General features: G+C 45.3%; 19 protein-coding genes and 1 pseudogene. 1 reads left to right on the top strand and 19 read right to left on the bottom strand.

The window, feature by feature from the left end; all coding sequences use genetic code 11:
* Positions 1-25 precede the first annotated feature (25 nt).
* From IEY34_RS27850 to IEY34_RS27800, 11 genes are all read right to left on the bottom strand, one after another.
* Positions 26-829, bottom strand: a complete 804-nt coding sequence (locus tag IEY34_RS27850; RefSeq protein ID WP_189018202.1) for a WecB/TagA/CpsF family glycosyltransferase — start codon at positions 827-829, stop codon at positions 26-28.
* Positions 826-2,166 (bottom strand): O-antigen ligase family protein, encoded by a 1,341-nt coding sequence (locus IEY34_RS27845; RefSeq protein ID WP_189018199.1) that lies wholly within the window; start codon positions 2,164-2,166, stop codon positions 826-828. Before IEY34_RS27845 ends, IEY34_RS27850 begins: the two co-directional genes overlap by 4 nt.
* 8 nt (positions 2,167-2,174) lie before the next feature.
* Positions 2,175-3,110 (bottom strand): glycosyltransferase, encoded by a 936-nt coding sequence (locus IEY34_RS27840; RefSeq protein WP_189018197.1) that lies wholly within the window; start codon positions 3,108-3,110, stop codon positions 2,175-2,177.
* Between the two features lie 30 nt (positions 3,111-3,140).
* Positions 3,141-3,839 carry a sugar transferase gene (locus IEY34_RS27835; RefSeq protein ID WP_189018194.1) on the bottom strand — a complete coding sequence of 233 codons (699 nt, stop codon included), beginning with the start codon at positions 3,837-3,839 and terminating at the stop codon, positions 3,141-3,143.
* On the bottom strand, positions 3,808-4,746 hold the full coding sequence (gene galU, locus IEY34_RS27830; RefSeq protein WP_189018191.1) for a UTP--glucose-1-phosphate uridylyltransferase GalU: 939 nt from the start codon (positions 4,744-4,746) through the stop codon (positions 3,808-3,810). The genes IEY34_RS27835 and galU overlap by 32 nt, the downstream gene beginning before the upstream one ends.
* 41 nt (positions 4,747-4,787) lie before the next feature.
* The gene (locus IEY34_RS27825) at positions 4,788-5,426 is read right to left on the bottom strand and encodes a CpsD/CapB family tyrosine-protein kinase (RefSeq protein ID WP_189018188.1); all 639 of its coding nucleotides are present in this window, start codon (positions 5,424-5,426) and stop codon (positions 4,788-4,790) included.
* Complete coding sequence (locus IEY34_RS27820) at positions 5,410-6,153, bottom strand: YveK family protein (RefSeq protein WP_189018186.1); 744 nt, start codon at positions 6,151-6,153, stop codon at positions 5,410-5,412. The genes IEY34_RS27825 and IEY34_RS27820 overlap by 17 nt, the downstream gene beginning before the upstream one ends.
* Before the next feature lie 382 nt (positions 6,154-6,535).
* The gene (locus IEY34_RS27815) at positions 6,536-7,156 is read right to left on the bottom strand and encodes a response regulator (RefSeq protein WP_189018183.1); all 621 of its coding nucleotides are present in this window, start codon (positions 7,154-7,156) and stop codon (positions 6,536-6,538) included.
* A gap of 39 nt (positions 7,157-7,195) precedes the next feature.
* The gene (locus IEY34_RS27810) at positions 7,196-8,857 is read right to left on the bottom strand and encodes a sensor histidine kinase (RefSeq protein ID WP_189018180.1); all 1,662 of its coding nucleotides are present in this window, start codon (positions 8,855-8,857) and stop codon (positions 7,196-7,198) included.
* Between the two features lie 399 nt (positions 8,858-9,256).
* Positions 9,257-9,793 carry a GNAT family N-acetyltransferase gene (locus IEY34_RS27805; RefSeq protein ID WP_189018177.1) on the bottom strand — a complete coding sequence of 179 codons (537 nt, stop codon included), beginning with the start codon at positions 9,791-9,793 and terminating at the stop codon, positions 9,257-9,259.
* Between the two features lie 15 nt (positions 9,794-9,808).
* Positions 9,809-10,147: a winged helix-turn-helix transcriptional regulator gene (locus tag IEY34_RS27800; RefSeq protein ID WP_189018174.1), complete on the bottom strand. Its 339-nt coding sequence runs from the start codon at positions 10,145-10,147 to the stop codon at positions 9,809-9,811.
* 162 nt (positions 10,148-10,309) lie between these two features.
* Between IEY34_RS27800 and IEY34_RS27795 the strand changes: the two genes are divergently transcribed.
* A complete protein-coding gene (locus IEY34_RS27795; protein ID WP_189018256.1) occupies positions 10,310-11,023 on the top strand; it encodes an SDR family oxidoreductase in 714 nt (237 codons plus the stop codon).
* Positions 11,024-11,662: 639 nt separating this feature from the next.
* Here the strand turns inward: IEY34_RS27795 and IEY34_RS27790 are convergent.
* From IEY34_RS27790 to IEY34_RS38180, 8 genes and pseudogenes are all read right to left on the bottom strand, one after another.
* Positions 11,663-12,196 (bottom strand): DinB family protein, encoded by a 534-nt coding sequence (locus IEY34_RS27790; RefSeq protein WP_189018172.1) that lies wholly within the window; start codon positions 12,194-12,196, stop codon positions 11,663-11,665.
* 67 nt (positions 12,197-12,263) lie between these two features.
* Entirely contained in the window at positions 12,264-13,211 is a 948-nt protein-coding gene (locus IEY34_RS27785) for a helix-turn-helix transcriptional regulator (RefSeq protein WP_189018169.1), read from the bottom strand.
* A gap of 546 nt (positions 13,212-13,757) precedes the next feature.
* Positions 13,758-14,027 carry a hypothetical protein gene (locus IEY34_RS27780; RefSeq protein WP_189018166.1) on the bottom strand — a complete coding sequence of 90 codons (270 nt, stop codon included), beginning with the start codon at positions 14,025-14,027 and terminating at the stop codon, positions 13,758-13,760.
* A gap of 230 nt (positions 14,028-14,257) precedes the next feature.
* Complete coding sequence (locus IEY34_RS27775; protein ID WP_189018163.1) at positions 14,258-14,623, bottom strand: GNAT family N-acetyltransferase; 366 nt, start codon at positions 14,621-14,623, stop codon at positions 14,258-14,260.
* A 74-nt stretch (positions 14,624-14,697) separates the two neighbouring features.
* A complete protein-coding gene (gene ilvD, locus IEY34_RS27770; protein ID WP_189018160.1) occupies positions 14,698-16,383 on the bottom strand; it encodes a dihydroxy-acid dehydratase in 1,686 nt (561 codons plus the stop codon).
* Positions 16,384-16,553: 170 nt separating this feature from the next.
* On the bottom strand, positions 16,554-18,077 hold the full coding sequence (locus IEY34_RS27765; RefSeq protein WP_189018157.1) for an MDR family MFS transporter: 1,524 nt from the start codon (positions 18,075-18,077) through the stop codon (positions 16,554-16,556).
* Positions 18,078-18,196: 119 nt separating this feature from the next.
* On the bottom strand, positions 18,197-19,387 hold the full coding sequence (locus tag IEY34_RS27760) for an MFS transporter (RefSeq protein WP_189018154.1): 1,191 nt from the start codon (positions 19,385-19,387) through the stop codon (positions 18,197-18,199).
* Positions 19,388-20,124: 737 nt separating this feature from the next.
* Positions 20,125-20,367, bottom strand: a pseudogene (locus IEY34_RS38180) (transposase zinc-binding domain-containing protein); the annotation flags it as partial.

Genomic DNA, 20,367 nt, shown 5'->3' with positions numbered 1-20,367 from the left:
AGGATGCTGAGTCGCTATCAGCAGATTACTCATTTTGCTTGGATAATCCATTGTTAACTCCCGTCCCCTCCCTTTTCAGCTTAAAATGCTTCTTCCATTCCATCCAGAGCATAACGATAAACATGGAGTCATGAATCAAATACCGTTTCCACAATCTTCGAGGCTCCTGCGCCAGACGCCAGAACCATTCAAAGCCTGTTTTTTGCATGATATTGGGAGCTCGCTTCACAGAACCTGAGATGAAGTCAAACGTAGCTCCTACTCCGATTGATATCGGCACTTGGTACGATAAGTAATTTTCGTAAATCCATTTTTCTTGCTTGGGCGCGCCAACGCCGACGAAAACAATATCAGGCTGCGCCTTGATCAGCATTTGAACAATCTGCTCATTCTCTTCCGCTTTTTTCTCGAAGCCATAGGAAGGCGAGTAATAGCCAACAATATTGAGCGCTGGAAACGATAATTTCAAATTTTTGATCGCCAGCTCCGGGATCCCTTCCGCAGACCCCAAGAAGAACAATTTGTACTGCCTTTTGGCGAATGCTTCACCTAACTTAGCGAATAGATCGGAACCGGATACTTTCTCCTTCAATGGCTTTCTCAACATCTTGGAAGCCCAGATAATCGGCATGCCATCCGCTACAATGGCCCCTGCCTCTGAATAGACTTTCTGAAATTCGACATCCTTCCTGAGCTTGATCAAATGATCGACATTGCAAGTCAAAATGTAAGAATGGCTTCTCTGGCGAATTCTCTCGTCCATGAAGGCAAGCAAGTCCAGGAAATCATAATTATCAAAATTAACATCGAACATAGTCACTTTACTCATCTAATCACTTCTTCTTTTTTCGGATTTGTCGTTGATTGGATATACAAACCGTTCAAATACCAACAGAAAGGAATGATAAATTGGACCGTGGATAACGTATTATCGGAAAAGGAATATAGGAAGAATCCCAGAATAAAAGTGGCATAATACACTTTAATTTTGGATGGTATCACTCGGTAAATCATCACGAATACGATCAACAAGGAAAGAAAAAGCGCGATACTCCCCGTATAGCCGGCATCATAATAGAAGCGAATATACTCATTGTGCGGAACGACGAATCCTTCGTATAAGCTGCCATCGTTGGCAACCGTCACAGCCCCCAAACCTCTGCCTGCTAGGGGAGAATCCTGTACACCTTTTAGAAAATACGTCCATGCTTCTGTTCGTCCGGATAAGTCTATACCTGTTCCTGTTTGGCGTTCGAAGGAACGCTTCGTCATATTGTCCCATTGCACATACACGGCTCCGCCGATCAAAGCCAGCGAACAAACTAACGGCACGATCAAAATCAGTTTGCCTTTGATATATTGTTTGACCATATCGTAGAAATAATAAGCAGCCATAGCCAGCATCGCGAGGATAGGCCCTCTTGTACCAGTTGCAATCAAAATTGCAAAATTAGAAGCAAGCGTGCAGTAATAAAATTTGGCTCGCGCCGGATCACGTTTGGTCTCCATCAGCCCAATCGTAATGCCCAGAAAAGCCAACATGGCCAAATGCGGCGCTATATTCGCTCCCTGCACTCTAACGGCTCCTGTAAACTCAACGTTTAGGAAGGAATATAGATGAGCTAGCTGCAAGACAATACCGGTTGCTACGCTGATCAGCGGCAACAAACAAATAATTTGAATATGCCGCTGCGCCGTTTCCCTCTTCCATTTGATCATGAGGAAAAAGAAAGGCAATGTTAGCCCGATGAATGCTTTGACGGTGAGCGATGTCGTCAGTCTTGGATGCCAATCGGAAAAAAAGAAGGTAAGAAATAACATCAGCATGAACGCTGCGATCGGATACATGAACTTTAAGCGCAACCCGTTTTGCAGCATACATGGCACCAAGAGAATTAGAATACCCAGCTTGTAGAGTGAGATGATTTCCAGACCGCCTACACTCGCTGTAATAATATAATTGACCGAGATAGCCGTAGAAATAAGGACAGGGTAGCTGACGATTTCCGGGTTGCGAACCGACAAGGCAAGCAGGAGAAGGACAGCCATTCCCATCAGACTAATCAAAGGCTGATACACCGCTGCGATTCCCATCACAATGGCGATACCTAGGTAGCCGACACTGTAATACACTGGCTTTTTCACATGTAAGGAAAGTTCTGTCATATGCGCCCTCACCTAGTCAATTGCATGTTATTGCGTTTACGCATCGTATCAAGTGTGCCACGAATACTCTCCATGCGGCAGGCAACAAGCAGTTTCTTCCCTGCGGACCGGGCACATAAGGCCTCTCCAGCAATGTAAACCACTTTCGCTGCCACCTTCCCAAGCAAAATGAGCTTTGCAACATTTCCTTTATGCATAGAGCCATTCGTGACCCCTTGATAGTAGTACCTTTTCTTAATCCATTCTTGTGTTAAGCGGCTGTCCGGGATGAAGTGATCAACGATCATATCAGGATGATATAGAATTACTTTCCGCTGCTTCTTCATTTGTTCGAATAACCACGATTCCTCACCGGATAACAGCATGTTTCCGATCCGCCCCAGATGGGTAGGAAAGTAGTGAGCCACCAGAAATGATTTCCTGATAGCCATATTCGCCCCAAAAGGATGAAGCGTGACTGGATATTCCTGTTTCTTTGGTCCCAAATCAACGATGGTGTAGGGCATTTCTAACCCTTTAATTAACCACTCAGGACGTTCACTTTCAAAATTCGGACGAATCCGGCCGCCCATCGCCTCAACTTCCAACTGCTCACCAAAGGTGGTCAACATGGTACGAATCCAGACCTTGCACGGGATGGCATCATCATCAAGAAATGCGACAATGTCACCTTGAGCTTGCTCGATACCGCTGTTTCGCGCTGCCGACAATCCTTGTTTTTGCTCAAATACGTAATGAACACGCAAGATGCCAAGATAACGCTGAATGAATGTATGAGCTACATCTCGGGTATGATCGGTTGAATTGTTATCCACAATCAGAATCTCAGCTTGATCCAAATCTTCAAGGGCAAGAATGGAATCTAGCGTGAGATGCAGAAGATCCGCTCGATTAAACGTACAAATGACGATAGATATACTAGGTTTGGACTGGTTTCGTACCATGGCTATCCTCCCTTCGTTACTTCACTGATCTTAGAATGCGTCTTTGGAGCCTAGCAGAACGAGAACCGTTTTCATCACGATTTTGATATCAAACAGCAAACTGCGATGCGTGATATAGTTCAAATCGAGCTCAACCATTTGTTGAAAGCTCACATTGCTTCTTCCACTTACTTGCCATAACCCTGTGCAACCGGGGGTTACCGTTAAACGCTGCTTCTCGTAAGGTGTATATTCAGCAACTTCATTTGGCAAGGCCGGTCTAGGGCCAACCAAACTCATGTGGCCTATAAATACATTCCACAATTGCGGCAATTCATCAATACTTGTCTTCCGGATCAGGCGACCTACACGTGTCACACGCGGATCGTTTTTCATTTTGAACATAGCGCCTTCAACTTCATTTTGCTCCAGTAATTGCTGTTTGAGCTCTTCGGCATTGGATACCATCGAACGGAATTTATACATGGGAAACAGCACTTCATCTTTCCCAACGCGATTCTGTTTGAAGAACACAGTCCCTTTGGGATCTTCCACTTTGATCCAGATCGCAATGACAGCGAACAATGGCGTCAGGAACAGCATGCCGAGCAAAGAAAGTACGATATCGAGTATTCGCTTGACGAACAAATAGGATGCAAGGCTCTTCCCGCGAGGAATTCTCGCAGCTTGATAATAGCTTTGCTTAGGGCCTAAATACTCATAATCCTCCTGCAGTTCGCGCAAACTCATTATCAACACCTCCCAGATGATCCAGCATCGGTTGATATTTCTCTTTGATCAGAATTTCAGCCATAGCTTCCATCACATCGAAGCGAAGATCCTTGCTTTCCATTGCAAAAGCCATCGTTGTAAGAATGTAACCCAGGCGCTCGCCAACATCATAGCGGATACCGTCAAAATGGTAAGCAAGTACGCGTTCTATTTGATTAAGCTTCTGAATAGCGTCCGTCAGCTGGATTTCTCCGCCTGCGCCTTTCTCCTGAAGCTCCAAAAATTCAAAGATTTTAGGGGAGAAAACGTATCTACCCATAATGGCAAGATTGGAAGGCGCTGTTCCCAGCTTAGGCTTTTCAACAAAATCATTGACTTGATACAACCGGTTATTTTGCACACCGGGATCAATAATGCCGTAACGGTTTGTCAATTCTGGCGGCACGGCTTGCACACCAATGACAGAATTTTCAGTTAATTCATATTGCTGAATGAGCTGTTTTAGGCATGGCACCCGTCCTGTGACGATATCATCCCCGAGTAGAACAGCGAATGGTTCGTTGCCGATAAATCTTCTGGCACACCAGACAGCGTGTCCCAACCCTTTAGGTTCCTTCTGACGAATATAATGAATTTCCACTTTGGCAGAACGCTGCACTTCTTTCAGCATCTCAAGTTTGCCTGACTCCAAGAGCTTGTTCTCCAACTCAAAAGCGTTATCGAAATGATCCTCGATCGCCCGCTTCCCTTTACCGGTCACAATAATAATATCTTCAATACCGGATTCAATGGCTTCTTCCACGATGTATTGGATAGTGGGTTTATTGATGATAGGGAGCATCTCTTTGGGCATCGCTTTCGTGGCAGGCAGGAATCTGGTTCCCAGTCCCGCAGCCGGAATAATTGCTTTCTTCACCGTTTTCATCTAATCTCATCCTCCTATCGATTATGGAAAGTCCAGCCTCTCTATGATTGATTGAACACAATGCCGAGCATTCTGGCACCGGACTGTTCAAGCTGGGTTCTAGCCTGTTTCGCCCATTCGCGCTTCGTTTTGCCGTTCTTCGCGACCAATACGACTCCGTCGCTATACTCCGTCAACAAGCTGGCATCGGTATAATCCAGCGTGGATGGAGAATCCAAGATGATTACGTCATATTGCTGTTTCAATTGAGCTACGAGTTCAGCCATTCTCACCGATCCTAGCAGCTCCGATGGATTTACGGGCTGGCCGCCGGCTACGATGAGCTCAAGACCGGGAATACCGCTTGCAGTTACAATGTCCTGCTGAGCCATGCCTTTGGCAAGTCCCTGCAGCAACCCTTTGTTATTTTTCACGCCAAACACGTCATGAAGCGATGGCTGGCGCAAATTCCCATCGACGAGGACAACGGCTTTGCCCTCTTGCGCATAAGCGATAGCCAGGTTGGCCGCAGTCGTTGTTTTACCTTCTTGTGATTTGGGAGAAGCAATCATGATTATGATGCCTCTAGCCGTTGGCATAAGCTTCTTGTACCTTATGGCTGTCCGCAGTGCGCGATAGGATTCAGATACCGACGATATCGGGTCGAACTCAGTCACAAGCGCATTACTTAACTGTGGCATACGTTTGTTCTCCCACCTCTCTGGACGCTGCTTTGGCTGGTTTGCCGATCTGATTCTTCTTGATCGTACCAATCGAGCTCAGAACGGGCAGCCCAATGCTGTGTTCAGCTTCTTTTTCAGAACGAATCGTGTCATTCATGTTTTCCAAGAAGAAAAACACGCCAATCGCTGCCATAGCCGAAAGAATGAAGCTGACGGCCAAGTTGATTGCCACACTCGAATTAATCGGCAACGGCTTGATTGCTGGATCCGAAGATGAAAGGATTTTGACATTATTCATATTCATCAAGCTTGGAACTTCACTGATGAATGTGTCAGCGAGTGCTTTCGTAATCACAACCGCTTTCTCATAGCTCTTGTCTTCAAACTCCATTTTGATGATCTGCGTCTTGTCCGTTGAACTCACTTTGAGATTCTTCAGCAGTTGCTTTTGCGTCAGATTGAATTCAGGGTGATTCTGCAGCAGTAGATTAATCGTATGATCCGACTTCATAATTTCCTTGTAGCTTTCAATCAAATTCAAGCTCATTGACACTTCGTTCAGATCGATGGCTGCTTCACTCTTCATGCTGCTGCTAACCAACACTTGCGTGTTTGCCTTATATACCGGCTCGACGAATGTCTTGCTGACGTAAAAGGTGGTCAGGCAGGAGAGTAGAACGAACAACCCAATCATCCACAGTTTTTTGCGAATGAGTACGAAGTAATCCAGCAACGATTTCTCCATGACACCCTCCCGAAAAAAAGTTTGTAATTCTAGTTAAACGGCATTGATTTTCAAACTTGTCTAAGCTATTATTGCTGTAATGAAAGCGTTTCATTTCTCTTAACCTTTACCTACTCTCTGTCATCAATCACTCCTTCAGTGGAGCACACCTCACTTTCTTTCGACAGGATCAGCAGTTGATCTGTCCCAGACATAGGATCGTGTCATAAGGAAGAAAGCATGCCGCTTTTTGTCAATTATTTGGTTATACTTAAAGCTTATCTGAATTCCCGTGATTATGATATTACTCAATATTGTGATTTTTGGGTCTATTTTGTATATGCCCATTTGGCTATATGTAACAAAACGATGGTATACTTTAGGACCACAAAAGCTTAGTATTCTACTGAAAACTGCCGACCAACCCTTTGGATTGCGCTAATAAGGCTGCTTGTGTACGGTCATTCACGCTTAATTTATTAAGTATTTGACTGACATGCTTCTTCACGGTAAACTCCGTAACCATCAATTTCTTGGCCATCCCTTGGTTGGACAGCCCTTCCCCGAGTCCGATCAACACTTCCCGCTCTTTCGGTGTAAGCTTGCTGAAACTGTCTTCATCTTCTTTCTTGAACATCATTTCCATCAACCCTGGATCGTAATATTTCTTTCCTTTGAAAATCAACTTAATCGCAAGCAGCAATTCTTCCGGCAGCGCTTCTTTCAGCACATAGCCATCAGCGCCTGCCGCTTCTGCTTTCCTGACATCTTGCTCCATGGTCGATGAAGTAAGAATAATGCTTCGGCAGGATGAATCCCGGATTTGTTCAACTACTTCAATGCCGGAGCGATTTCCGAGCTTGAGATCGACAATTGCCAGATCTGGCTTCGTTCGCATAATTAACTCTACAGCCTGCTCCACCGTTTCTGCCTCGCCAGTAACTTCCACATTATTTTCGAGTTTTAACACAGCTGATAATCCTTTGCGCACTAATGGGTGATCATCTACGATAATGACTTTCACAGTAACACCTGCTTTCGTTAGAATGGGGGTTTACTTGGTTTAGCCCATCGCTTGAAGCTCATCCGGTACCTTCTGCTCGTGATGTTGAATGGGTAACTCTACTTGGATATGCGTACCTTTGCCTTCGTTGCTCGTAATGACGATTGTTCCGCCTAATGCATGGACAAGCAATTTCATATTGTTGACACCAAGACCCGATGATAGCGGGTCGGACAACCTTTCTGTGACGGAGAAGCCACGCCCGTTATCCAGCACAGATAAGTGGATCCCACTAAGTTTCATGCTCAACTCCACATAAATTTGTGAACTGCTGCCATGACGAATCGCATTGCCCGTTGCCTCCGAAATAATGCGGAACAACGCCTTTTGATAATTAAGGGGCAGTCCATGGTCGTCGCCCGTCACTTTCAGACTAACTTTGACCGCATGCAATTTAGACAAACTATCCAGATGTGACTTGACCGTTGTGATCCAGAAATTACCGCCATTTTTCCTGGAACTCAAACTATAGATCGTTGAACGTAGTTCTTGGGAAGCCGCAACGGAGGATTCTTGAATGACCTGCAGCTGCTCCTTGATCTGCTCTGCCGAAATATCCCCCCATTTGCGGTTCAACGAATGCACCGCATATACGATGCCAAACATATATTGCGAGACACTGTCATGCATCTCGTCCGCAATCCGGTTCTGTTCCTCAATGATCATTAATTGATTCTCAATCCGCTCCAACTGATGTCTTTCTAGAATCACAGCGCACAGCTCGGACAAGAAATATAACTGCTTAACGAACCAATGCCTGCCCTCTTCATAACTGGAACGCTCAATTTTCACCCCCATCACACCCCAGAACCGGGTTGAGGATTTAATCGGAATCACCAGAAATTCACCTTGCTCCGGCATCGTCATCACCATACAACTGTCCAGCTGTCTTAGTTCTGCTACATTGTCTTCTATTGCCACGCTAAGCGCAGCTTCAAGTCCTTGCGGTGTAATTCCTTGCGTAATAAGTCGCTCGTCACGTTCTTGTCCATTGACATCCCAGAAGAAGGCCATTTTCAATCTCGTCAGTTTGAGCGCGAATTCGGCGAAAATCATTTTCAAATTTTCGGATTCGCTATGTGTCGCAGCCTCCACAATTTGATAAAGCGACTTCATGTGCTCCATCGTTTCCGTTGATCGTGCATTGGCAATTTCCAGTCTGGTTTTCACGCCGACCAGCAGTTGAATAGATAAGGTCATGAACAGCAGCACGAGATAAAAATGATTGTCATTCAACAATATTTGACCTAAGGTCTCGTGATTCTCATTAACGAAGAAGTAGGAAAATGCGGTGTTGACTAGGAAATAACTGATCATCATACACCAGCAATACACCGAGGAAAGATAACTGGCAGCCATCCAAGCTGGATTGAATACACACCATAGGAATGGACTTTCCATGCCGCCGCTGAGCAGATGCAGAATCATCATACCGGCCATTTCCAAGCCCACAGTTATTTTGATCACCTGCGAAGCTTGTCTGCTTTTGGTATACATGTCTGTAATCCATTTGGCGAATATAAATAAAGAGAGAATAATACAGATCTTCACGCCCATCGGAGGGCCTCGATCCTCAATGGCATAAACTAACGATGTCACGGCTAACGTAATATAACGATACAAGTAAAAGACTCTACCTTCACCTGAGAACATTCTTCTCATAGGAATAACCCATCCCTCACCTGATATTTAAATATTTACAGACGGATCCCTTCGTATCTGTCTCGCTTCCTCAACAATAACCAAGTTCATAGGCAAGAAAACAGTAAAATTTTTACAATTGGTTGCCTGACTTATTCCTATAGACTTCGTATAAAATGTATTTTTCTGTCTCAAAAATTGGAAAATGCTCATTTTCAGGCACTAAGGGCTAGTCATTTTGAACACTTCGACCTACATAGGATACGAACTGTATTTGGAAAAGGAGATAAGCACCAGATAAGAATTCATTCTTTTGTCGCATACATTTTTTTGCAAAAAATTAAGAAAAACGCAAAAAAAGAACCCAAAAATGCGTAAGGTTCTTACTTGCCTATTTGCTATGTGAGTTAATCTTCCATTTTATTCCTTATCATTTAACTTAAAACGCCAATCATTGCATCGCATAAAAGTCCCTGGCGGGTACTCGAACGAACATTCAGCGACCCATTCCATCTCTAATTTGCGGCAAATGGCATTGGAAGCCGGATTGTCAACAGCTGGAAAAGCATGCATAAAACGATGTTTATTCGCATCTTTCGCCAAAGAAATAGCAGAGGCTGTCGCTATGGCAGCTATACCTTGACCTTGGTAGGAAGGCAACACTCCCCATCCCATTTCGTAGATTGTTTCCCCTTGCCATTCCGTTTCCCAATAACCGACATTGCCAACGGCTACGCTTTCAGGCAGCAGAACGATGCTAAACATACATCCTTTCCCCTTTGCCTTTAGCTCCCTGTAACGCTTATGGCGATTATGCACCTGATCTTCCGTTTCAGTTCCTCCCAAATGCTCCAGCATTTCAGGGATATTCAGCCGAACTAGCAAATTTAGATCAGATTCTGCCCACGGCTCAATTTGCACACTGAAATCAGGCTTCGATGTTGATAAATCGCTCATTCCTACTCCCCCCTCTTATAAATGCAAGCCAAAACGTTTCAGTTCAATAAAAATGCCTTCCAAATTCCTTCCTTTGTCAGTAAGCGTATATTCGACACGCGGCGGTACCTCGGGATAAACCTTGCGACTGACAATGCCATTATGCTCTAGTTCTCGCAGTCGAAGTGAGAGCGTCTTGGGACTGATTCCGTCCATAGATCGCATCAGATCACTGAATCGCAACGTCCCCTCGATCAACAAATCACGAATGATTAAGAACGTCCACTTGGTTCCAATTAAATCTATCGTTTTGGCAATTGGGCACATCACACCAGGGATTCCTTTGGTTAGTTGTATTTGTTCCTTGTTGCTCATCTCTACTTCCTCCTATTCCCCCATCATTTTCTGAATCATAGCACAATAGTATCATTTGGGAAACTATATGTATTTATTTCCATTACTTCCCTCAATGAAGTTAGTTGGTTTATAATAACATGAAATACACGACTAGGAGGAACTTATATGTTTCGAACTTACATGTTTCAAAATCAAAAAATCGTTCTTATCGGAGGAAGCTCCGGCATTGGATTAGCGACAGCGAAACGGCTGATTGCTCAAGGTGCGGAGGTCATCATTGCCAGTCGTTCCGAGATCAAGCTGCAACAGGCACGGGCACAACTGGGCAAGCAAGCATCCGCCTATCCCCTGGATACAACCAGCGAACAGGAGGTTCAAGCTTTTTTCGAAAAAGTCGGCACGTTCAACCATTTAATCGTGAGTGCAGCCGAAACATCTGGCGGCCCCTTTCTTCACACAGAGACAGCCAAAGCCCGCCAGTTGTTTGAGAGCAAATTCTGGGGGCAATATTATGCCGCCAAGTACGGGGCACCGAACATCTTGCCTAATGGTTCTATAACACTATTCTCAGGTGTGGTCGCCTACAAATCGATGATCGGTTCATCCGTGCTTGGCGCCGTCAATGCAGCCATCGCGAATCTTGGCCAGACATTAGCCTTAGAGCTTGCGCCACTCCGTGTCAATGTCGTTTCACCAGGGATTATTGATACGCCTTCACGCATTCAATTGTCCGAAGAGGCGCGGGCTAATTTCTACTCAACCATTGCCAATAAGCTGCCTGTGCAGCGTGTGGGTCAACCGGAGGATGTAGCATTAAGCGTGCTTTATTTGCTTCAGAACAGCTTTGTAACAGGAACTGTGCTTCATGTGGAAGGCGGGCATGTGCTCACGTAAAGCATCGGTTGACTGCCACGGAGTGGACATTAAGAAAAGCGGCTTTCGCCGCCCTAAGTGATGAGCCTCTTCATAACGGTTTTCAACATTATAGCGGAACTACTTCCCTTTGGGCTTTGCAATGACAGAGAGCGTCGTGTGAAAAGGAACTATGATCCTTTATTTAGCGGGAAATGGGATAAACGTAGCCTGAAAGGGAACTGAGATCCGCTATTTAAGCGGAAACTGCTCATTCCAACCGGGAAATGCTGAAATAGCGGATCGTAGTTCCCTCTGGCGTGGAAAATGGCGGTTTTCAGAATTATAGCGCACTGTAGTTCCCTCAAACTCGCTATCTTGTCATATTTTTCTATAATCGAGGCTTGACGTTCCCTTATAGCTTCTCTTTGGTTCAATCCATCTTCGATACGGTAAACATACCCGTGCACTCCCTCGTAGTACTCCGGATATATTTGTCCGCCACATGCTTCACATGTGAATTGAGGCGGGATCTCGGGGTCTCCTCCATCCTAGCCTACGGCTAGGTCACCTAGAATTATGAGATCGGGCTTATTCTCAGCGTATAGAGCTCCTCGCCACTCCATCTTGACTGGGAGCCCAAGCCCAAGCTAGGAGAGGAAATCACTCTGAAAAACACAATTAGATTATACTACCTAAACTTTCTTTTAACCGATTAACCTGCAGGCGATGATGACGGAAGTGCATTTCGATCAACTGAAACCATTCTTTGGCGTTCAACTCACCAAATCTGGGATGAGCAGCGGTATAATTCGATAAATTTACATCTAGTTGAGCTTGAATAACCTGCATTTTAGCAATGACTGTTTGCAAGCCCGTAACCATCTGTTCCTTATCGACTGGTTGCGAAGGTGTGTACTGCGGAGAAGGCGGAACATGAATCTTAATGGGCGGAAAGCTGCCGAGTTCAAAAACAGCACTTCCTGCTGCTGTTTTTTCATAATTGGGCTTCTCTTCATTTGCCGCGAGACAAGTTTCAATGTTTCGAATTTGCATATAAAGTGCGGTTTGAATCAAATGTACATATACTTGACCAATCGACCATTCATCCTCGCTCGGTTTCTGTGTCAGCTGGGCCATATTAAAATCATGTAGTTCTTGCTCATATACACGGGTTACTTCTTCAAGATTCTTCAATGTTAGCATCGTATTCATCGGGGATATACAGCTCCTCTTTCGTTTGGTAGCCTAATCATACAAAAACGCTACTGACAACAGTATGTCAGTAGCGTTTTAACATATTTTCCAGTTCTTCGCGAACACGTTGGCGAAGCTGATCAGGTTCCAGTACAACTACATCTGATCCCCAACTGAGGACCCAGTGCAGGATATCTTCGATCTGTCGGACACGAAAAGTTACAATTAATCCCCTCTCTTCAACCTGTATGTCTTCCAAATAAAAGTTGTTCGATTCTTTGATTTGCTCTGCCAATCGCAGGTTCGTATGAACGCGAATGAGCAGATGTCGGTCATCAACTGGGCTATAATCCTTCAGATTAAACTCAGCAGGAACTTCGTAGATTTCGCCTGTCTCATGAAGATCTGAGATGCGTGAGAGGCGAAAATGCCTTATTGCATCCCGCAATTCACAAGCTGCGATTAATACCCAATACCCATTAATAAGAATGAGGCCATAGGGTGCAACTCTGCGGCGAGTTGGTTCAACATCTTCACCAAATCGGCTTTTTTTGGCATAACGAAACTCCACTTTGGTCATCTGTAAGATCGCTTGCCGAAGCTGAACTAAGAATTCCTTCTCCATCCGGCTAATTCCAATTTCATTGGGGTCTGCCACTTTCGTTATTCCTCGAATTCGCCGCACCTCATCAAGCACCTTATCAGGCAAAATAGCTTCTATTTTCGCTTGCGAAGTATTCGCGGTTGCTCGATAACGAGAATCAAACTTGGTTTCAACAAAATCAGTGCCAATCAGCAGCGCAACCGCTTCTTCAATCGTGAAACTTAGCGGCGGCAAAAAATAACCTTCCATTAATGAATAACCAATTCCTGTAGAACCGACAATCGGTACCCCTGCTTCACTCAACGCCTGGATATCTCGATAGATCGTTCTTTGGCTGGTTTCGAAAGTCGCTGCCAAATCCTCAGCACGCAGTGTACCACTGCGCTGTAATTCAAGGACGATGGCCAGCAGTCGATCCGTTTTGTTCAAACTCGCCACCACCACTCTGAGCGGATTTCAATTGACCTGTCACTTCTCATATCTTATGATGAGCATAATAACACAGCTTTCGTGAAAAAAGGAATCTGTCCTATACCTAATTTCGCTCGGCCGCCCTGTTAAGATCTAGCAGATCATTCATCACGAGCCCCGCCTTGACTGATTGAGCCTTATTGCCCAATCAGACTTGAGAGGAGCTTCATCATAAAAGACACTTTTACCATTCGAATACAGTACGCCATTCGCTTTTTTTCTAGCCTAATCCCAGCTTATGTCATCGAGAGGCTACTACTTTGGTACTATTTCTGCCACGCTGATGGTTCTGAGGCTTCCCGGAAATTCACATTCTGGCTGGTTTAAGCTTCTTCTACATCTCTACCCGGTACGATGTGTTCGGCGTGTATGGGTTCATCGCGATCCTCTGTGGCCTATTCCTGATCGTCTTTCTAGCATCAGCTAATAAAATTAAACACTGAATTTCATAAATAAAAGCCTTGGTTTCTGTCGAGCAGCGTCGGCAGCAACTAAGGCTTTATTTCATTTCTTGAGATCCATAGTAGCTTGTGTAATATGATAGCCATCCTTATCATGGCTGATCACTTTAATATTGCTGCTCAGTGGATCAATGATCCATACCGTATCTTTATCCATATGAACCGTTTGATAGGGCTGCGGAACCGCTGGCGCTGGCACACCCTGTACCGTAATGTTTCGACTATCGTGCAGAGAACTCTTGATGGAGCTTACAGCCCATATCGTCAGAATCGTGAACCACAGCATAACTAAGATAAATGTTTTATTCTTCATTCGCTACTCTCCACCAACCTTTTCCCCAAATAATTTCACTTTAAATTATACGTCCAAGCTGCCATAAAGTTGTTGCAACCGAAAGGTTTCATTCGCAGACTTAAAGGAAGAATTACCTATGACGAACAAAATTCAACTTGAAGCCGCCGCTGCGCGCGGGGGCTTTTTTACCCCAAACAACGCAAAAACAGGTTCACGCTATCGCGTAAACCTGCCTGCTTCGTCCAGCTCTATTTCATTTCGGCGCTGCCCGAGCTGTATACATCGGAGTATTGGGTATCCGATTTGGACCACACATCCGCATATTCAGCGTGCTGCTGAAATTCTTCCAAAGCAAAAGAACACGAAGGAATAATTTTACGGCCCTTCTCTCTCGCCTCTTCCACAACGAAGTCAAGTAACTGACGGCCTAAGTGTCTGCCACGGAAACGCGGATCGACAAAGGTATGATCAATCACCCAAGTATCAACATCAACCAATTGATAAGTAATTTCACCTACTGTACCTGCAAGTGTGGATAGGATATAGCTATTTCCTTGTTTTTGCACAACGATTTCTTCTTCTGCTTCATGGAAAGCCGGATTGACTTGGCTCATGGTTGATGCACCTCCTGAAATAGTGGTAATTTGTTAATCTTCATTACCCATACAGGTTGTATTTGAACCATATGTCACAAATCAGTTACGGCACCTTTGGCAGCGGAGGAGACCAATCGTGCATATTTGACTAAGGCACCACGTTTTACTTTGAGTGGAGGCTGAACCCAAGCCATTTGTCTTCGTTCAAACTCGGCCTCTGTAATCTCGAAGGAGATTTCTTGTGTCTCACTGTCAATCGTGACCGGATCACCATGATGCAGCAAAGCAATAGGACCGCCGACCTGCGCTTCTGGTGCTACATGGCCAACAACAAATCCGTGCGATCCACCAGAAAAGCGGCCATCCGTGATAAGCGCCACCTCACCGCCAAGCCCTTTGCCAACGATCAAAGCGGTTACGGAAAGCATTTCAGGCATGCCTGGCCCACCCTTGGGTCCACAATATCGGATGACAAGCACATCACCTTTCTGGATATCATCTCGGAGAATTGCCTCTGTCGCCTCTGCCTCACTATCGTATACCCGCGCCGGACCCGTGAACCGCAGCTTTTTCATCCCTGACATCTTGGCAATAGCCCCTTCTGGCGCCAGATTTCCTTTTAATACAACTAACGGTCCGGTAGGTTTCAAGGGTTGGTCAAAAGGATAAATGATAGCCTGATCTTCCTGCAACGAAGCTGCATCAGCCAAGTTTTCGGCTAATGTTCGGCCAGTGACCGTTAGGCAATCGCCATGGAGAAGCCCTTGGGCCAGCAGAAGCTTCATCACGCCCGGCACGCCGCCAATATCATTTAAGTCTTGCATCACATATTTACCGCTAGGCTTGAGATCGGCAAGATGCGGAACCCGCAGTCGAACCCGTTCAAAATCATCATACGTCAGCTCGACATCAACCGAATGCGCCATAGCGATAAGATGCAGGAACGCATTGGTGGATCCGCCTAGCGCCATAACAACTGTAATCGCATTCTCGAAGGCTCTTTTGGTCATAATATCACGTGGATAAATCCCCATTTTCAGCAACTGTATGACTTGTTCGCCGGCTCGTTCACATTCGACTAGTTTATTAGCCGAAATCGCTGGCGTTGACGATGATCCAGGCAAACTCATACCTAACGCTTCTGCAGCAGATGCCATCGTATTGGCTGTATACATCCCTCCACATGCCCCGGCGCCAGGACATACGCTGCATTCCACTTCATGCAGTTCTTCCTCCGACATTCTTCCATCATGATATTTCCCCACTGCTTCGAAAGCCGTGACAATATCCACATCTTTCCCATCTAATTTCCCCGGTTGAATGGTGCCCCCATAGACATATACCGCAGGTATATTCATACGACCAATCGCCATCAAACAGGCAGGCGTATTTTTATCACAACCCCCTACCGCTACCAAACCATCAAAACGTTCTGCACCTGTTACAATTTCGATGGAATCCGCGATCGCTTCCCGACTAGGCAAGGAGAACAACATCCCTTCGTGTCCCATCGAAATGCCGTCTGATACGGTAATCGTATTGAAAATTAAAGGGGCTCCGCCATGCGCTTGGACACCTTTTTTGGCATACAGCGCCAACTCATTAATGTGCATATTGCATGGCGTAACTTCACTCCAGGTACTGGCAACGCCGATCATCGGTTTGAGAAAGTCTTCATCCTTAAATCCAACAGCCCTTAACATCGCTCTATTCGGTACGCGATTTACACCTTCACTGATTACTTTGCTGCGTATTCTTAGATCTTTATTATTCGTCATGGCTATGGATCCTTTCATCGATAAATTATATTATATGCAATATATCGCATATGAATATTGAATGCAATCTTTATTTGCTGCGACATGAGTAGAGCACATAGAAAAAACCTTCAATTCCACCATAATAGTGAAATCGAAGGTTCCTAAAGCTGATCTGCCACTGCGCAGTCTCAGCCTGCACTGGAAGGAGTTGCTTGCTTGCTGGCAGGAAGTTCCTCGGTGGTCGCAAGCACTTCTTTTTTCATAAACAAGCACGCGATGAAGGCGACAATCGCAAAACCAATACTAATAGCAAAAATATGTTGAAACGCGCCGGTAAAAATATGTTTAATGCTCAGCAGCAGTTCGGCAGAGATCCCTTTGGGAATCCCGCCATTCATGATCGTTTCACTTGTACCTTCTGGAAACTGCCCGGATAATCCGGCGATCCCACCAGAAATATTTCGCGATAGCAGGCTGCCAAAAATACTGAATCCGAGCGTCGTCCCAATGGCCTGGAACAATTGAACCGTTGCTACGCCAATTCCGCTATGTTGCTTTTGGACCGACTCCTGCACGATTAGATTATCTGATCCGAACAGAACGCCAATGCCCAATCCCAAAATGAAGAAAGCGACGATGACATAAAGCACAGTCGTATCGATATGAATGCGCGACAGCATGATAAAACTTGCAATCGGGAAAATGAAAGAAACAATGAATAGATGCTTATAAGCAAGCTTGGTAATCAAATGACCACAAACGATGCTCGCTGGAATTGCCCCCGCCATGAAGGCCAGTGACAAGTAGCCGGAGGCAGTCGGCGATAGGCCCATGACATTTTGCGCGAAGAACGGAAACCCTGACATACCGCCCATAATGCCTAACATCGTGAGAAAAACGATGACTGATAGGACGATTATGGAACGATTTTGAAATAAAACTAAGGGAATAATCGGCTCCTTCGCCCTCGCCTCAATGCGTACGAAAAGTACGATAAGTGCTAAAGCGCCAATCAGTAATGCGATAATGACGGGTGAACCCCATGTGTACCCTTTGACATCAATCAGAACCGGAGCCAGCAAGAGGGAAAGCATGGAGAGTACGAGCGTGATTGCTCCTGCCCAGTCAATAGATTTTTTCTCCGTACTGACTGACTCGCGCAAGCCCTTCGATACTACGATGGCCGAGGCAATCCCGACAGGAATGTTGATCAGGAAAATCCAATGCCAGCTCACATGGCTTACGAAGAAGCCCCCAATGGTTGGACCCAGCAACTGTGGAAGTATGAGCATAGGGCCTATTAAACTTTGAAGCTTAGCTCGCTGCTCTAGTGGGAACGTATCTCCGATGATGATCATCGCGAGTGGCATGAGCCCTCCGGCCCCAATGCCCTGAATGCCCCTACCGATCAAAAGCGTCGTCATGGAACCCGCCAATCCACAGATCACGGACCCCGTCAAAAATAAAATAACGCAAGTAAGATAGATCTTCTTCCGACCATAAATATCCGCTAACTTCCCAAAAATCGGCATAAACATGGTGATCGATAGCATGTAAATACCCGCAACCCAGCCATAAAGCGATAAGCCATGCAGATCACGAATGATCGTTGGCAAAGCTGTGGACACAATCGTTTGATCCAGTTCAGAGAAAACTAGACCAAGCAGCAGTCCGATTAATACTAATTTCTTGTTATTGCCTTCCGTTTTCAAAAGTGCACCTCAACTTTATCCAATTTGGTTGCCTCGTGTTCAATCTTCACTATAAGCATAAAACCAAATGGACTTCCGATCATCCGACTGCAGTATTTAAAAGTTCTCGGTCTGAGGAACTAGTTTGCTAGGCTTTTGGGCTGACGTAAAGGGCTGAGAAACAGGGCACCCATGACTAGCAAGACACCACTGATCAGGTAGACGGGAAAAAGTGTAAGCCCATTTTTCAAATAACCGGACGATGACATCCCGATGACCATCATCCCCATAAAAATAGGCATAATAGCTCCACTCACACGCCCTAAGAAGGCGCCTTCGGTATTTTTCATAATCATCGTTTGAATTCCTACTTGAATGCAGGGATAAAACAAACCGCTAATAACTTGAAGCATGATGGTCAATACCGTGCTGTGAGATGCGCCAATAGCTACCGTTGAACATGCCGTTACGAGTAAACCTACAGCTAGAAGCAGCTGTGGTTTCACCTTTTTGGCTATTCCCATAATGAGTATGCCACCGAGCAGCATTGCGGCGCCGTTCACCATAAGCAGCCATTGTAAGAATTGTTTATCCTGGCCCAAGTTCTCTACGGTTATAAACAGCGCGAGCGGCTGAATGATTCCTGCTGCCAGCCCAGTAACGGCGAATGTCGCGCTTAAAGTTCGAAGCGCCTGGTTCGTCCAGAGATAACGAATGCCTGCCATCATCTCGTTCAATAAATGAGTATTGGCAGTTGCTTGGGATTCTTGCTGATCACGGGGAAGACTCGATAGGACTAACGCCGAACCGCAAAAAGTGACAAATGTTACGATGAGCGAAACCTGCATACCGTAATGCAGATAAATGAAAGTCCCGATCATCGGACCCAAGACCATGAAGATGGCGATTAGTGACTGATTCATTGCCATAACACTTTGCAAGTGTTCCGCGGAAACATGGTTCTTATACAATTTCATCGCCGATGGTTGTGAGAACTGCGATAAACTTGCCGACACCAGTGTGCCCAGCAACAGCACCAGCCATGATCCGGAATGCAAAGCAAAGAGAACAAGCAAAATGGATACGGCCGATAACCAATCACACCCGACCATGGTGCGTTTGGGCTGCCAACGATCAGCAAACGTCCCTCCAATGATGGCAAACACGAATATCGGCGCATACTCCGCTACAGAAATAAGAGAAATATACTGCGGATTGTTCTGGGTAACTTCAGCAACATAAAGCAGAATTGCAAAGTTCCTGATCCAAATCCCAAGCTGCAAAAGCACGCGAGAAATTAGAATCGTACGTACATAACGATTGGACAACATGAAAATTTACACCCTTCCTATATCTAATTGCATATTACGTTCGATCTGAAATTATAAACAAATTCACAGATTGAACGTTAATATATAGACATTATATTTAATTGTTTATAAATTTACAACATATTTTATAGACGCATTGCATTTCCGTCTATAAAAATTAATTCAAAGTTAAGAAAAGCGGCTTTGCCGCCCTGAGAGATGAGCATCTTCATAACGGTTTTCAGCAATCTAGCGGATCCTAGTTCCCTTTGAGCTTTGAAATGACAGAGTTCGTCGTGTGAAAAGGAACTATGATCCGTTAAATGGCGGGAACTGGGGTAAACGTAGCATGAAAGGGAACTGAGATCCGCTATGTAAGCGGAATCTGCTGATTTCAACCAGGAAATGGTGCAATAGCGGATCGTAGTTCCCTCTGGCGTGGAATATGGCGGTTTTCGCAATTATAGCGGACTGTAGTTCCCTCTGGATCCTTATCATGACAGATTTTCCTACAATCGCGGCTTGACGTTCCCTTATCTCCGCGCGATTGCAAAGCTAGAGGATCTCATTCTGCCAAATAGCTTGTTTATACCTCCAAACCAGCACCAATTCGAACAAATAAGTACGTTCACAGCTACCTTATTCACATCGCATCGCATCGAACCACTCCAACGTGTTGGGCCGCCTACAACCCAAGCCTGGAGACTGGCGTCAATCTCCAACATTTAAATTCTGGGCAAGCTTCACTCACCCCAACCCAAAAGCATGTCTCTTAGACCTTCGTCGATGGTCAAGATAACATGTCGATGGTTGACTTGACATACGTCCTCAGACAAGACACGGCTCCACTCTTCGGTCTCCCCGCATGAACACGTCGTGCAGAAAACGCCCCTTGCACCAAAAAAAAGGCACCGCCTTAAGATCGTGGCACCCTTCACATACGAGCAGCTTAAACCCTTTTTTCGGGTTTCCACAATCTCGAAATTTTCGGATTTCTTTCA

Origin of the sequence: Paenibacillus marchantiophytorum (assembly GCF_014640555.1) — a bacterium.
Lineage (GTDB): Bacteria > Bacillota > Bacilli > Paenibacillales > NBRC-103111 > Paenibacillus_E > Paenibacillus_E marchantiophytorum.
The sequence above is the reverse complement of the archived record's forward strand: the minus strand, read 5'-3'. Positions and strand labels throughout refer to the sequence as shown.